Origin of the sequence: Gilvibacter sp. (assembly GCF_013214815.1) — a bacterium.
Taxonomy (GTDB): domain Bacteria; phylum Bacteroidota; class Bacteroidia; order Flavobacteriales; family Flavobacteriaceae; genus Gilvibacter.
Map to the genome: position 1 here is coordinate 1 of NZ_JABSPU010000007.1, position 14,457 is coordinate 14,457.

The following is a 14,457-nucleotide window of genomic DNA, read 5'->3' on the forward strand; positions in this document are numbered from 1 at the left end:
GGAGTTAGCTCCGTCATTATTTAGGCCTGAACTCGCTCCTAAAAATATAGAGGACCCATCAGTTATTCCGTCTGTGAGTTCGTTGATCTGTTGAGCGCCGCTACCAGAAATACTGTCCCAAGCAGTGGTGCCGTTGTTCCAGAAGTAGAATCCTGGAGGGTTACCACCATCTGTGGTGGTTAAGTAAACAAGCATGCCGTGTTGTGCAGCTGCTGGGTCTGTGGTTGGAAAGGTGTCGATCCGAGGAATCAATAAACCGTCTGTGTTAGCAGGTGTTGCTTGATTACTGGCAGTAATATCTAAACTGGCGCTTGGTGAAAGATTGTTGATCCCAACTTGGGCGTTAAGATTAAGAGCCAACAGGGCAAAAATCACTAGGGGTAAAATTCGTTTCATGCGATTGTGTTTTGAAATTTTTACCGAAGCAAAAGCAGGAGTAGGTAGGGCATAAAAAGGTGGGGGATGACCTTTTCTGACACCTAAAGTAGTGTGGCTTAATGCCTTGCCCAATAATTTTTAGTGAAGGCTACCGAATTTTTAGTGAAGCTAGCTTAGCAAGTTGAATTTGGTGATTTCAAGACTCGCTATAGTACCCTGAGCAGGCGCCGGACTGAAGGTTAGGTTGGCCTTGAGTTTTTTAGAAAGCGCTTTCATCAGCTTAATTCCAAAGGAACTTTCTGCCACCTCATCGGGCATACCTTGACCGTTATCTTCAAGTTCTAAAACCAAGGAATCGCCTTTTTGGTCAAAGCGCAATTGCATCTCACTGGTATCCTTGACCTCTGGAAAAGCGTGCTTGAGCACGTTGGTAATGAGTTCATTGAGGATCAATCCAATGGGAGTGATGGTTTCTATATCAAGCACCATAGGTTTGATGTCTGTAGCATATTTAATCGGCTTACTTTTAAACTGATGGGATTCAAAAATGTCACGAGTAAGATCTTCAAAATACTCCTTGGTATTAATGCCCACTAGTTGATCCTTATTGTAGAGTTTTTGATGGATCAGCACCATTGAACGCACCCGGTTTTGGGCTTCTTTTATAGCGAGTTGGGCTTCTTTGTCTTCAATATTTTCAGATTGCAAATAGAGCAAGGAAGACACAATTTGAAAGCTGTTCTTTACGCGGTGATGAATTTCTTTGAGTAAGACGTTCTTTTCATCTAAAGTGGTTTCCAAAAGAGATTTTTGACGTGCGAGTATTTTATTCTTTTGACGGTTCTTATACAAAAAATAGAGTACGAGTAACAGTACTAAGCCACCCGCCCATAGTAAGGCGGTCAAAAACTTCTTATTGGCCTCGGTGCGCTGCAGTTCAAGTTCCTTTTCTTGGGTTTGATATTTGACCTCGTAGTCGGCAATCTTAGCGAGAACCTCAGAGTTTCTCAGACTGTCCTCCATCGCTTTTTGGTCCAAAAGGATGTTGTAAGCACCTTCATAATTGTTCATCGCTAAATAAACGCGTTGCAACATTTGTCGCTCACTGGTATTCCCGTATAAATAGTTGGCAGCGGTAAGCTTTTCAATAGTGTTGTTTAGATGGGGTAGGGCTCTTTCTGGTTGGCCTGATTTTAAAAATGCTCTGGATATGGCGATGGTACATACAGAAAGTGCATTGTAGTTGGACAGACTGTCGGAGACTCTAATAATATTCTCTAAGTTGGCTATAGCCTCCTCAGAAGAATCATCGAGCAGGACTTGATCTATTGGTAAATGATAATCTGGAGTGTTCAGGGTCTTCTCCTTGTAATAGGCTGAGAGTTGTTCTGTAAAATAGGTCAAACGATCTAATTGATCCACCTGCTTGTAGAAGTCTACTATTAGAAATAACAAAAACCCTCGCCTTCTGTGGTTGGGAATATCAGCAATGGCGCTCCAAGCTTTTTCTAAATACACTCCTTGGGCTTCGTAATTGCCCAAAATATGCTCAATATCCGAACGCATACGGTAAACGATCTCATACAGATCCCTAGGAATATCCTGATACTGCGCCAAGATGTTTTCCGCTTGATTGTTGTAAAGCGAAGCAGAATCGACCTTAGCAACGTTGATATAATGCGCAGTTAAGGAAGATAAACAGTCAAAGGTCAACGTGGGATCCCCATAGGATTCAGACATCGCTAGACTTTGCTTGCGTAACTTTAAAGAGGCTGCTACATCTCCTTTACGCAAATAGAAGGGCGCAAAATTCAAGTTGGTGTTGATCATGACCTCTGGTAGATCTGAGATTGAATCCATGATTTGATGCACGCGTATTGGGTCTTTACTGCGGATGTAGGATCGGGATAAATCATAGGAGGCATCAATGATCTGATCCTTAGGAAGCTCAAGAATACTATCTATTTGTTGTTTTATAGTTTCTGGACTTATTGATTGTGCAATTACTTGCCCGGTAAAAAGCGTTAGAATAATAATCAGGCTTGTGAGTGCCTTGGTGGGGGTTTTCATAAATTTCATTTAACGTCGGCTCATCAAAGTTTCAACTTCAGATCGGTTTTTAGTACTCATAGGTAAATCTTCTTCACCCAAAAACACACTGTCTTTGGTCACGGCAGTGACCTGATCAATATTCACTACATAAGATCGGTGAATGCGTACAAATCGATCATCGGTAAGACCTTGCATTTGTTTTTTTAAAGTGTGCGGTAATAAATAGGTCTGTTTTTCAGTTACGATATAGCAGTAATTGTCGTAGGCTTTTAAGTACTTGATACTTTCTTTGGCGAGTTTATGCGTGCGTCCATTAACCCGAATGATCAAGGGTGATGGTGGGGTTTGTTTTTTAAGCTGATGCCAAGCCAATTCTATATTGCTCCTCAAACCGGACTCCGTAAACGGTTTGGCAATAAATCCTGAGGGATGTACCTCTTTGATTCGATCAATAGTATTCGGATCGGCCTGCGAGGTGAGAAATAAATAGGGAATCCTTTGTCGGTCTAAATGAGCTGCCAGATCGATACCGTCTTTCTCACCGTCCAGTTGAATGTCCAAAAGTACCAGATCAACCGAATTTTGAGCTAATACTTTTTGAGCACTCTCATAACTGTCGGCGTCACCAATGACCCGATAACCCTGTTTTTCAAGTGCGGTTTCAATGGTCACTGCGATCAGTGGTTCGTCCTCTACGATTAGAATTTTAATTGACATTGTTGCTAAAACTCGTGTTAAGCTACTGAATCTAATTCGTTTGGGCCTAATTTTTTAGTTAGCGCGGCTGATTTTTTAGTGAATGAAGAACAAAAGTCAAGGGCAAAAATGCAGAAAATAGAAAAGCTGCCATAAATGACAGCTTTTCGCCCCAAATTTGATCGATTACCCGAAGGCATCAACCTACTTATGTAACTCAAAGATAATAAATTATTACGGCTAAACCGTAATAATGTTTGGACTTCTTATTGAAAAACAGGGTTTTACCTCTGGGAAAAGTAGGAAGACACTGTAGCTGATTTTCTGAGTTTGTATTAAAGTCTGGTCTTAGGCTTCCTTGTTAAAGTAGTCAGACTCAAAGTTTTTATTTTCTGCAGCATTATGCTGAGTAGTCCAAAATCCTTTGTGAATGGCAAAATAGCCCGTTTCCCCTTTTTTATTCATGGCGATATAGCCCACTTGGAAGTCTTTATAGTTGCTTCCAGGTTTTGAAACGATACGCTTAATAGCCTCTTCACAAGCCTCTTGAGGGGATTTGCCTTGTCGCATAAGCTCTACAATAAGAAAACTACCTACTGTTTTGACCACTTCTTCACCTAAACCGGTAGCTACTGCAGCTCCCACCTCATTGTCCACAAAGAGTCCAGAGCCAATAATAGGACTGTCTCCCACACGGCCTTGCATTTTATAGGCTAAGCCACTGGTGGTGCAGCCCCCGGCAAGGGTTCCATCTTTATCCATGACTAACATTCCAATAGTGTCGTGGTTCTCAATATTGATAATGGGTTTGTACTTAGAGGTTTCTTTCCATTTTTCCCAGGCTGCGCGAGATTCTGGGGTAAGCAGATCCTCCGCTTCCAAACCAATAGCTCTGGCGTGCATTTCTGCTCCTTGTCCGGCCAGCATTACGTGCGGGGTGTCTTCCATCACGGAACGTGCTACTGTAATGGCATGAGTTGTGTTTTTAAGATAAACCACAGATCCGCAGTTGCCCGTATGATCCATGATACAGGCGTCTAAGGTCACATTACCATCACGATCTGGCAAGCCCCCTTTACCCACAGAGGAGTTTTTTACATCAGCTTCTTCTATTTTGCAACCGGCTTCAACGGCATCCAATGCGGAGTTACCCGCAGCTAGACTTTCCCAAGCGGCCTTGGTTGCATTGTTAACATTCCAAGTGGCTAAAACTAGTGGTCCTCCAGGACCAGTCTCATCGGTTGGGGCTTCTTGTGAGTTCTCAGCACAGCTCATTGCAGCTGCTGGAATACCGAGAGCCAAACTGCCCAAAGAAGTATTCTTTAAAAAGGTTCTGCGTTTCATGGTTGTGGTTTAATCAATTACTATTTCGTCTACAAAGATCCAAGCCTTGCCGTCGTAAGGCGCCCCGAGGTGCCATGAGGGCAAATCTCCAAGGTTTTTGGCCACGATCTTTACGTATCGCGCGCTATATCCGTTCATACTAAAGGCTGCGGAAGCGATCTCGCTTTCATCGTCTCGAGTTGCTGAATCAAATTTTACGGCCGGAAGGTTTTTATTAAAGCTGTTGGGGTTATCAGAGATATAACATTCCACCTCTGTGGGTAGAAAGATCCAACTGCCTTGGTCTTGTAAAAAGCCTACTTTGATAGAATCTATCGCCTTAACGCTGCCCAAATCGACAATGGCAATAACATCTTGATCTTGATAGCCTTGCCATGCTCCAGTGCGGAAGTCTTCGCTGCCTCTAATTCCGTCAATTAAAGCATCATTACCACCGGCATTGTATTGATTGGCAAATTCAGATTCCAACTTAATGCTTCGGCTAGGATCTACCTTGTAGAAGGGTGTTCTCAACACAGGGCTTTCTTGTCCGTTGAGGTTTGCATAGGTTTCTAAAACGGCATCTTCACTAAGGCTAAAAGGAGCGGTGTACTCGGCGAAATCCGCGTCATTGAGTCGATAGTAAATCACCGCCTCTTGGTTGATGTTCTGCAAGCTTACTTCCGTCTGATTTTTAAAGGCGATCTCTCCTGCGGAGATGAACGGTGGTGTAACCACCAATTGATCGTCAATTCTCGCTGTCGGGAGCTGCTCAGCAGCGGTGCCCCAAGTTCCCGGTTGTGGGCCCATATCAAATTCGATCCAACCGCCGTCAATTAACTCCTCATGCCATAGATAGGATCGATCCAATGGTTTTTCATTCAGACGAACCGCTTGAATGTATGGGTTTTCCATAGAAAAATCGTTGACAATGACCGTAAAGCTTTTGCCACTTTCCAAGTTGATGGTCGCTTTTTCCATAAGAGGAGTCCCAATAATGTACTGATTACTCGCCGGGGTGACGGGATAGAATCCTAAAGCGCTAAATACATACCAAGCGCTCATCTGTCCGCAGTCTTCATTACCCGAAATTCCATCTGGCGTGTTGGTGTAAAGGGTAGTACCTATCTCTTGGACGTACTTCTGAGTCTTCTCTGGTTTGCCCACAAAGTTGTACAGGTAGGCCATATGATGACTCGGTTCATTTCCGTGTGCATATTGACCAATAAGACCTGTAATGTCTGCCTGATCACGCCCTGAAGTTTCCGTTTTGGCCGTGAATAGCTGATCCAAATGCTCTTCAAAAGCCTGCGGGCCACCCATAAGGTCAATCAAGCCATTGATGTCTTGCGGAACATACAAGCTGTACTGCCACGCATTGGCCTCGGTATAATTGAAATTGACCTCATAAGGATCAAAAGGAGTAAACCATTGGTTTCTGAATCGGCCTTGCATAAATCCAGTCTCCGGGTTGAAAACATTTTTGTAATTCTGAGCTCTGCGGATGTAATTATTGTAGTCCTCTCTTTCGCCCATTTCTTGAGCCATTTGTGCAATGGTCCAGTCATCATAAGCGTATTCTAGCGTTTTGGACACAGATTCACTCTCTTGCTCCATAGGGACATAGCCAAACTCTTTGTATCCTTCAAGACCCAAATGATCACGTGTAGCACTGTGTTTCATAGCTTCCAATGCCAGATCAGTATCGTAATCACGCAAACCTTTCATATAGGCGTCTGCAATCACAGGAATGCCGTGATAGCCGATCATACAACCTGTATAATTGGCGCTGAGATCCCAAATTGGAATTATCCCCCCTTCTTGGTATTTGGCGAGCATAGTCTTGACAAAATCGTTGGTGCGCTCTTGTTCAAATATCGTATAAAGTGGATGTGCAGCTCGGTAGGTATCCCACAATGAGAAAACCGTGTAATAATTGAAATCGGCTTGATGAATCTCTAAATCCATTCCGCGATAACGGCCGTCCACATCTTGATACAAATTAGGTGCGAGCATGCTGTGATAAAGGGAAGTGTAAAAGTTGAAAAGCGCTTCTTCATTTTGGTTTTCAACCACGATCTTTTGTAATTGGGCTTCCCATTTTTCCTCGGCACGAGCGCGGAGTTGATCAAAGGTCAGTTCACCTACTTCCGCCTCGGCGTTGGCTTTTGCACCTTCCTCATCAACGGCAGATATTCCCACGGTCACATAAAGCGGTTCTTCATCATTCTTGTCAAACTCTAAGGCCGCTTTGCGCTTTTTCAATCCATTTCTCAAAAAAGTCGATTGCTTGACCGGCTTGGAGAATTTAATGTAGAAGAATAGGCGCTGATCTGTAGCCCAGGCCTCAGAGAATCGATACCCACTGAACTCTGTAGTGGAGATTTGCTCCATATCAAATTCCAAGAGTTTGTCTCGGTGGTCCAGATCAATGACAATAAACTGGCGTACGTCTTTGTCAAACTCATATTTATGCATTCCGGCGCGTTCACTGGTGGTGAGGCTCACAGTGACCTTAGTGTCGTCCAGTCTGACTTGATAAAACCCTGGCGAGGCGATCTCATTCTCATGAGAGAATTTAGAACCATAACCGGCCAAACCGTTAGCACCATTATTGAAGTTCAATGAATTGGTAGGAGACAAAAGGAGGTCTCCATAGTCACTTACCCCGGTCCCACTGAGGTGGGTATGGGAGAAGCCGTAGATATAATCATCAGAATAGTGGTAGCCACTACAACCGTCCCAGCCATCTAAGCGCGTGTCTGGGCTGAGCTGCATCATTCCAAAAGGTAGGGTGGCACCAGGATACGTATGTCCATGGCCGCCTGTTCCAATAAATGGATTGACGTAGGAAATTAATTTTTTCTCTTGTTTAGCAGGGGCTGGACCTTGAGGTGAGCAGCCAATAATAAAGGCTAGCAGGAAGTATCCAAGCAGTGATCGGTACATGCGGTAGTTTTGCACGTGAAGTTACGAAAACCGTTAAAAAAAAGTGAAGCCTTTTAACAAGGGCCTCAAAGCCAGTATCTTTGTTTTTATGAATATAGGATGGATCATCTTTATCGCCATTTATGTGGCGGTTGACGTATATACTTTTCAAGCCATTAAAACCATAACCAGCAACCGCTGGATTCATATTGCTTACTTTGGTGTTTCTCTCATCATCTTAGGACTTTTCATTTATCAGATCTCCGCCATGTCTGGCAATCGGGTTATGACACCGCTAAGAATGTACAGCTTTGGAACCTTCATTGCGGTCTTTATGCCCAAGCTCTTTGTATTGGTGATTGTTTTACTAGGAGAAGACTTGGTGCGGATTGCTGTGGGCTTGTATTCTAAATTCGGAAGTCATGAAGGCAGTTTCTATATGCCTTCTAGGCGGAAGTTTATCAGTACGATTGCTTTAGGTGCAGCTGCTATTCCTTTTGGGGCTTTGCTCTACGGAATGTTTAAAGGGCGCTATAACTATCAGGTACTAAAATATGAAATGACCTTTGAAGACCTGCCTGATGCTTTTGATGGCTATACCATTACTCAGATCAGTGATATTCATTCGGGTAGTTTTAGTAATGCAGAAAAAGTGCAATACGCCGTAGACCTGGTCAATGAACAGAAGAGTGATGTCATTCTATTTACTGGAGATTTGGTCAATGATCTCGCGGCAGAGATGCGTCCATGGAAAAAAGTATTCAGTACACTAACAGCTAAAGATGGTGTCTATTCCGTTTTGGGTAATCACGATTATGGAGATTACTACAACTGGCCCAATGCAGAGGATAAAAAGAAGAACTTGGAAGAGCTCAAAAACATCCAAGCAGAAATGGGCTGGGACCTACTATTGAACGAACACCGTTTCTTGGAGCGCGACGGTCAACGCTTGGCGCTTATTGGTGTGGAGAACTGGGGTAAAGGCGGATTCAAAAAGGCTGGAGATCTACAAAAGGCAGTATCTGCGGTTGGCGCTGACGATTTTAAGATCTTGATGAGTCACGATCCTTCGCATTGGCGCGCAGAGGTTATACCGCATGAGAATCACTTCCACCTAACCCTGAGCGGGCATACCCACGGAATGCAGTTTGGTATTGAGATCCCTGGATGGGTACGCTGGTCTCCGGTCAAGTGGCGTTATGACGAATGGGCGGGCATCTATGAAGAGGCCGGGCAGTTCATCAATGTGAACCGCGGATTTGGATATATTGGCTATCCTGGGCGGGTTGGAATCTGGCCAGAAGTCTCTGTGATAACCCTTAAAAAAGGGCCTAAAACAGCATAGTTGCCCTAAAACACTATATTTGTAGTATTGATCACCAATCTCATACGGGAATCATATGTCAAAATTTGGAGAATTAATAGAAGCCGACATTCCTGTACTCCTCGATTTTTATACCGAATGGAACGAGCCCTCTACGGCTATGCATCCGGTGCTGCGTGATGTTGCAGCTGCTTTAGGCGATAAGGCCAGAGTGATCAAGATCGACGTGGACAAGAACAAGGAATTGGCTGACGCCCTGCGCGTTAAAGGCCTCCCAACCTTGATGATTTACAAGAACGGCGAAATGAAATGGCGTCAAAGCGGTGAGCAAGACGCAAATACCTTGATCGGACTGGTTAAGGAATACATTTAAACGCAAATCCCCGCTCACTAAACTCTTTTAAAACCGCTGGTAGGGCCACTTGGAGCCTCGGTGCCGCTTTTAGGCTGTCGTGAAAGACAACGATACTGCCTTCTTTTGCGTGTTTGATAACATTTTCCGAGCACTTTTCTGGGGAAAGCTGAAGGTCAAAATCCGCAGAGAGAATATCCCACATCACAATTTTGTAACCCTTTTTTTGTAGTGCCTTGGATTGATTGGAACGCAGCTGCCCGTAGGGAGGTCTGAACAGTTTGCTTATTTCAGTACCATCGCTCCCTGCTTCCATGAGATTTTGGCAGCTTTCAGTTTCCCTTAGGTAATCGAGCAATGGTGTTTTCCAACCTTTCACGTGATGCATGGTGTGATTGGCCACTCGGTGTCCTTCTTGAATAAGTTCCCGATAAATCTCGGGATGCTTACGCACATTGTCTCCAATACAAAAGAAGGTTGCTTTGGCGTCAAATCGCTTCAAGGTTTCTAATACCCAAGGAGTGATCTCAGGAATGGGACCGTCATCAAAGGTCAAATAAATGACTTTCTCTGTGCTGTCTAAACGCCAAAGGCGCTTCGGATAAAGCATCTGAAGCACCTTTGGAGATTTGACTGTATATTTCATGTACTTATTCTACGCCGTCTAAGCCTGTGCTGTCCAGACCTGTAGTATCTGCTGGCATCAGCAATGGATCTTCATCATTATTGAAATCAAGATCGTCTGTGTCATCATCAAACAAACCTTGACGCATATAAAGCGCTTTGAATTTCTCCAGATAGGAGTTGAAGGTGATGAATTCCTGTTCGATAAAGTCTTCATCCTCGCCCGGAACATTCAATTGATACACCAAGGCGCGGTAACGTTCTACATCCGTGAGAATTTCAGAAACCAATCGGTCTTGCTCTCTAGGGCTGAATTGATCAAAGAAGATCAGTTTTTCCTGATACTTCTGAGAAACTTCTTTAAAGATCTTACGGGCCTTTTCATTCTCACCAATCGCGTAATAGGCTCTGATATACGGATCCAACATGGTGTAGAATCCAAACTTCTCTACAGGCATTTTTTCCATGGCAAGATCAAGAACGGTCTTGGCCATATCGTTCTTGCCTTCCACAATAAGGCTGTCTGCCAAACGCGAAATGTTTGAACGATACGTCAATGCATTTCTGCGGGTTTCAGGATCGTGATAGATGTCTTCACTTCCGCTGTTACCCCAATCCCACTTGGTGACGATATCATACATCTTATCAGTATCTATACGTCCCATTTCATAAGGATTCTCTGGGTCACGTGGAGTTTTGATAGGAACCAATTTGTAGGTCACCCCATCCAACTGTAGATAGTCTTTCATCCACAGATAATCGTCATCACCAAAACTACCACCGGTAAAGTAAATAGGACGTTCCCAGTTGTTATTGGCAATAATATCTAGCATCAACAAACGGTTTTTATAAAGGACATCGCCGTTGAGTTTAATGTCGATATAAGGAACGATCAGATCGGCATCCTTAGGGTCTACAATACCGTTGCGCAATACCGTTTCTTTATCCACAGGAATACGGATTGTCTTAGATGGGAAGGTGCTTATCTTTTGATTGTTGTCTGGCAGTGTCACCATGGTTCGTGGATCGTCAGAAACAATCCAATTCAACCATTCTTTGATATTGACAGGTTCATCGGTTACTTCTTGCGCAAAGACAAAATCACGAGTTCCTGTGCGGTATTGAGCGTGCGTCATTTGTGAAGGAATCGGCGCACTGGTGTAGGCGGCCTTCTTCATATCGTCTATATACCAATCCGTCTGGAAAAGACTCGTATTTACCGTTCGTATATCCTGCCTGTAACCCTCTATCCCTTGGGCGTACCAAAGGGCAAAGGTGTCATTATCACCGATGGTGAACAGTATGGCATTCTCATCACAGGAATCCAGATACATCTTAGCCATAGAGTTGGCCGTATAACGGTTTGAGCGGTCGTGATCATCCCAGTTTTGAGAGATCAGAAGGGCAGGAGCGGCCAACATTCCAATGACCACCACCAGTGGAGCCACCACGCGTGGTGTGCTGTATTCTTTGATGAGGTCAAATAAGGCATAAACTCCAAATCCAATCCAAATGGCGAACATATAGAAGGAACCAACCAAGGCGTAATCGCGTTCACGAGGTTCAAAAGGTCTTTCGTTTAGATACACTTTAAGGGCGATTCCTGTAAAGAGGAAGAACACCAAAAGCACCCAAAAATACTTCGGATTTTTGCTAGCAATAAAGAAGATTCCTAAGAGTCCAAGCAATAGCGGAAGGAAGAAATACGTGTTTCTGCCTTTGTTGTTCACAGCATCACTGGGTAAATTGTCTTGTGGCCCTAAACGCCATTCGTCCAAGAACTTTATACCGCTGATCCAGTTTCCGTTCAAGACGGTTCCTTGGCCTTGAATGTCGTTTTGTCGGCCGGCAAAATTCCACATGAAATAGCGGCCATACATATAACCGAATTGGTAGGAGAACATGAATTTTATGTTGTCACTAAAACTCGGTTTTTCAATATCTATAACACTAGCAAACTCTTTGAGGAAGCGGTGGTAACCTTCTGCATCTACATAACCCAAACGGTAGGCTTCTTTAAACTGAGCTACTTCTTGACGGATCACCTCTTCACTGAGGTATTCGCGTTTAATGCTAAAATCAAGTCCATCCGTGTAGGCCAAATAGTTGGCGCTATGTTCTATACTCCACATACGCGGGAAGATCGCTTTTTGACGATCATCCGTATTTTGCTTGGCGAGTTTGTAGTTGTTTGCAATCTCGTAGCGGCCCAATTCCTCGTTCTTTTCGTATTTGGGTTTGTCGTCTACATAAGGGGTAATAGGATCTAAGCCCACATAATCTTCAGAGAATTGCGGTCCATAGAACAGGTGTGTTTCCGGGTATTGCTCACGGTTGTAATAAGCGAGTAGCTCGCGGGCGTTGTTCGGATTGTTTTCGTTAATTACCGTCCCAGCATTGGCGCGGATGGGCAGCATTAGCCAGCTGGAGAATCCAACAAAAATAAAGAGCACACAAAGCGCCAAAGTATTGAGCTTGGCATAGCCTTTTTTGCGCGTGAACTTAAGAACGTAGTAAAAGATGCCGATATAAAGTAGGCCTGCAATGATGGTTCCGGAGTTGAATGGCAATCCAATTTGATTGACAAAGAAGATCTCAAAACCACTAAAGAGTTTCATACTCAAAGGCAGGAGCAACTTAAAAATAAATAGTAGAATAGCCACTACCACCACATTGGCCACAATGAAATTCTTAACCGTGATCTTTTTGGTGTTTTTAAAGTAGTATAAGAAACCAATGGCAGGAATCGTCAGTAATCCCATAAAGTGAACTCCAAAGGAAAGCCCCACAATGAGCGATATGAGTATGACCCATCGGTCTCCGCCGGGAGTGTTCATTTCACGTTCCCAACGCAATCCGCAGTAAAACAGCACGGCTAGAATCATATTGGCCATGGCGTAAACCTCGGCTTCCACTGCATTGAACCAAAAGCTATCGGTAAAGGCAAAGGCTAGTGAACCCACTGCAGCACTACCTAAAACAGCGATGGAAGTTGCGCTATCACTTAGTTTTTCTTTCCCAATAACGTTGACCAATAACATGGTCAAAGACCAGAACATAAAACCAATGGTAAAGGCGCTTGCAAAGGCAGACATCAGGTTGATGGTGTAGGCAATATTGGCCGGTTCCATGGCAAACCAAGAAAAGAAGGCCCCTAACATTTGATAAAGCGGTGCCCCAGGAGGGTGTCCGATCTCTAAATTAGAAGCTGTAGTAATGTATTCTCCGGCATCCCAGAAACTGGCAGTGGGTTCTAAGGTCAAGATGTAAACGATAAGCGAAACGCCAAAAACGCCCCAGCCCAACAATAGATTCCATTTTTTAAAAGCTGCCTCTTGCATAAACCTGTGGTTTTAAACTCCCAGCGAAGGTAATAATATTTATACTCTTGGGAATATTTACCCTAAGGTTTCACACCAACTTTAGCGTATCTTTAAGAGGCTAAATTTTCTAGATTTTGTTTGTAGAAGACAAAAGTTGTCTTAAATTTGCGCACTCATTATGGAATTGGCCCATGGTGTAACTGGCAACACGTCTGATTTTGGTTCAGAAGAGTCTAGGTTCGAGCCCTAGTGGGCCAACTTGTTACGAAAGCCTTCAAGTTTTTACTTGAAGGCTTTTTTCATTTTCGGTACTAGGGCTCTCACTCCGGCGCGGCAGTCACGCTGCCTTCTTTTGCATAAAGTGTTCACCATATTTCAATTTAGTTCAAATTACTTCCCGCGCCTCAGCGCCTATCTGTCACTAAATTTGTCCACTGGACAAATTCTTAACGTTCCAGAACCCAGTGGGCCAACTTGATTAACCCGAGCATTCGCTCGGGTTTTTTGTTTTTATATCTAGGGCTCGAACAGCCCGCCCCTCAACGCCCGCCGGTCGCTAAATTTGTCCACTTGACAAATTCTAAACGCTTCAGCGCCTATATGGATGATGAGTCTTATTGAAAATATTTCTTTATTATCTTAATCGTGAAATATAAGTTCGATAACTGTTGCTGTATTTTTTCGCTCAATTTGTTAATAGAGAACTCTCTGTTCTAATCATATTAATGTGCTTTTGTGCTTGCTGGGGACAGAGCGACACTCTTTTTGTTAATTTCAATTATCGCGTTACGGATGATGTTGGTTACTTTTCTCAAACTCGAGAATACGATAAGAACTTCATCTGTCAGGATTCAACCTATACTACAACCTATTTTTACAAATACGATTTCAATCGAATCTTGCCAGATTCCTCAGCTACTGCGGAAGAGCGAATAATGGCGAGAGCAGATTATTTATACAAGCATATTTTCAAGTTTTCTTATCTATCAAGAAATTGCCCAGATAGCAAGTCGGAATTTATGGCCTCTTTGAGACGGATGTCTGAATTGGAGCAGTACGAAAAGTTCAAACTGGATCAAGTTGTATCTGTAGATTTACTAATCAACGGTGATCTTGAAGAACTCTACAACACTGTGGAGAAACTTTTTGAGCAATATGATAGTGAAGAAAAATGGCAAATGGATTACCGTGTTTTGTGGGTAGAAAGCCTAAAATATAAATACAATAAGTACTATAAAGAATTTAAGACCATAGAAAAGGATAGTTCAATTTACGAGGATCCTAGATATATCGATTTAAGCAAGAAAATTGAATCTCGCGCTGACTATTTGGAGTTATTTGACCGCCTTGATCAAGCTAGGACCATTTTTCTCTCAACATCTCCAACAAGTTGTGATACAATTGAATTTCAAGAAGTCTATTTTGACAAGGCTAGAAAGAAATATTGATTAGGTTTT

The 14,457-nt window shown here is 43.3% G+C and carries 9 protein-coding genes, 1 tRNA gene and 1 pseudogene; 4 read left to right on the forward strand and 7 right to left on the reverse strand.

All coding sequences use genetic code 11. The features are described 5' to 3' along the window. The 5 genes and pseudogenes from HRT75_RS02625 to HRT75_RS02645 all read right to left on the reverse strand — a co-directional run. Nucleotides 1–396 (reverse strand): annotated as a pseudogene (locus HRT75_RS02625) (hypothetical protein); the annotation flags it as partial. Nucleotides 397–546: 150 nt separating this feature from the next. Then, nucleotides 547–2,448, reverse strand: coding sequence for a sensor histidine kinase (locus HRT75_RS02630; RefSeq protein WP_291182454.1), 1,902 nt, complete (start codon nucleotides 2,446–2,448; stop codon nucleotides 547–549). A 9-nt stretch (nucleotides 2,449–2,457) separates the two neighbouring features. Further along, nucleotides 2,458–3,147, reverse strand: coding sequence for a response regulator (locus HRT75_RS02635; RefSeq protein WP_291182455.1), 690 nt, complete (start codon nucleotides 3,145–3,147; stop codon nucleotides 2,458–2,460). Between the two features lie 327 nt (nucleotides 3,148–3,474). Beyond that, nucleotides 3,475–4,470, reverse strand: a complete 996-nt coding sequence (locus HRT75_RS02640) for an isoaspartyl peptidase/L-asparaginase family protein (protein WP_291182456.1) — start codon at nucleotides 4,468–4,470, stop codon at nucleotides 3,475–3,477. 9 nt (nucleotides 4,471–4,479) lie between these two features. Then, nucleotides 4,480–7,398, reverse strand: a complete 2,919-nt coding sequence (locus HRT75_RS02645; RefSeq protein WP_291182457.1) for a GH92 family glycosyl hydrolase — start codon at nucleotides 7,396–7,398, stop codon at nucleotides 4,480–4,482. A gap of 88 nt (nucleotides 7,399–7,486) precedes the next feature. On the opposite strand from HRT75_RS02645, the gene HRT75_RS02650 reads away from it, so the two are divergent. Both HRT75_RS02650 and HRT75_RS02655 read left to right on the forward strand, forming a co-directional pair. Continuing rightward, nucleotides 7,487–8,722: a metallophosphoesterase gene (locus HRT75_RS02650; RefSeq protein WP_291182512.1), complete on the forward strand. Its 1,236-nt coding sequence runs from the start codon at nucleotides 7,487–7,489 to the stop codon at nucleotides 8,720–8,722. A 55-nt stretch (nucleotides 8,723–8,777) separates the two neighbouring features. After that, nucleotides 8,778–9,074 (forward strand): thioredoxin family protein, encoded by a 297-nt coding sequence (locus HRT75_RS02655; RefSeq protein WP_087523466.1) that lies wholly within the window; start codon nucleotides 8,778–8,780, stop codon nucleotides 9,072–9,074. Here the strand turns inward: HRT75_RS02655 and HRT75_RS02660 are convergent. Both HRT75_RS02660 and HRT75_RS02665 read right to left on the reverse strand, forming a co-directional pair. Then, nucleotides 9,058–9,699 (reverse strand): polysaccharide deacetylase family protein, encoded by a 642-nt coding sequence (locus HRT75_RS02660; RefSeq protein WP_291182458.1) that lies wholly within the window; start codon nucleotides 9,697–9,699, stop codon nucleotides 9,058–9,060. The genes HRT75_RS02655 and HRT75_RS02660 overlap by 17 nt on opposite strands. 4 nt (nucleotides 9,700–9,703) lie before the next feature. Then, nucleotides 9,704–13,018, reverse strand: coding sequence for a DUF2723 domain-containing protein (locus HRT75_RS02665; RefSeq protein ID WP_291182459.1), 3,315 nt, complete (start codon nucleotides 13,016–13,018; stop codon nucleotides 9,704–9,706). Between the two features lie 167 nt (nucleotides 13,019–13,185). Here HRT75_RS02665 and HRT75_RS02670 point away from each other — a divergent pair. Together HRT75_RS02670 and HRT75_RS02675 are read left to right on the forward strand one after the other, a co-directional pair. Further along, nucleotides 13,186–13,258 (forward strand) — tRNA-Gln (locus HRT75_RS02670). 467 nt (nucleotides 13,259–13,725) lie between these two features. Further along, the gene (locus HRT75_RS02675; RefSeq protein ID WP_291182460.1) at nucleotides 13,726–14,448 is read left to right on the forward strand and encodes a hypothetical protein; all 723 of its coding nucleotides are present in this window, start codon (nucleotides 13,726–13,728) and stop codon (nucleotides 14,446–14,448) included. The last annotated feature ends 9 nt before the right edge of the window (nucleotides 14,449–14,457 follow it).

Coding starts and splice junctions, on each gene's coding strand:
- HRT75_RS02630 (WP_291182454.1), bottom strand. CDS start 2,448: ATGAAAACCCCCACCAAGGCACTCACAAGCCTGATTATTATTCTAACG.
- HRT75_RS02635 (WP_291182455.1), bottom strand. CDS start 3,147: ATGTCAATTAAAATTCTAATCGTAGAGGACGAACCACTGATCGCAGTG.
- HRT75_RS02640 (WP_291182456.1), bottom strand. CDS start 4,470: ATGAAACGCAGAACCTTTTTAAAGAATACTTCTTTGGGCAGTTTGGCT.
- HRT75_RS02645 (WP_291182457.1), bottom strand. CDS start 7,398: ATGTACCGATCACTGCTTGGATACTTCCTGCTAGCCTTTATTATTGGC.
- HRT75_RS02650 (WP_291182512.1), top strand. CDS start 7,487: ATGAATATAGGATGGATCATCTTTATCGCCATTTATGTGGCGGTTGAC.
- HRT75_RS02655 (WP_087523466.1), top strand. CDS start 8,778: ATGTCAAAATTTGGAGAATTAATAGAAGCCGACATTCCTGTACTCCTC.
- HRT75_RS02660 (WP_291182458.1), bottom strand. CDS start 9,699: ATGAAATATACAGTCAAATCTCCAAAGGTGCTTCAGATGCTTTATCCG.
- HRT75_RS02665 (WP_291182459.1), bottom strand. CDS start 13,018: ATGCAAGAGGCAGCTTTTAAAAAATGGAATCTATTGTTGGGCTGGGGC.
- HRT75_RS02675 (WP_291182460.1), top strand. CDS start 13,726: ATGTGCTTTTGTGCTTGCTGGGGACAGAGCGACACTCTTTTTGTTAAT.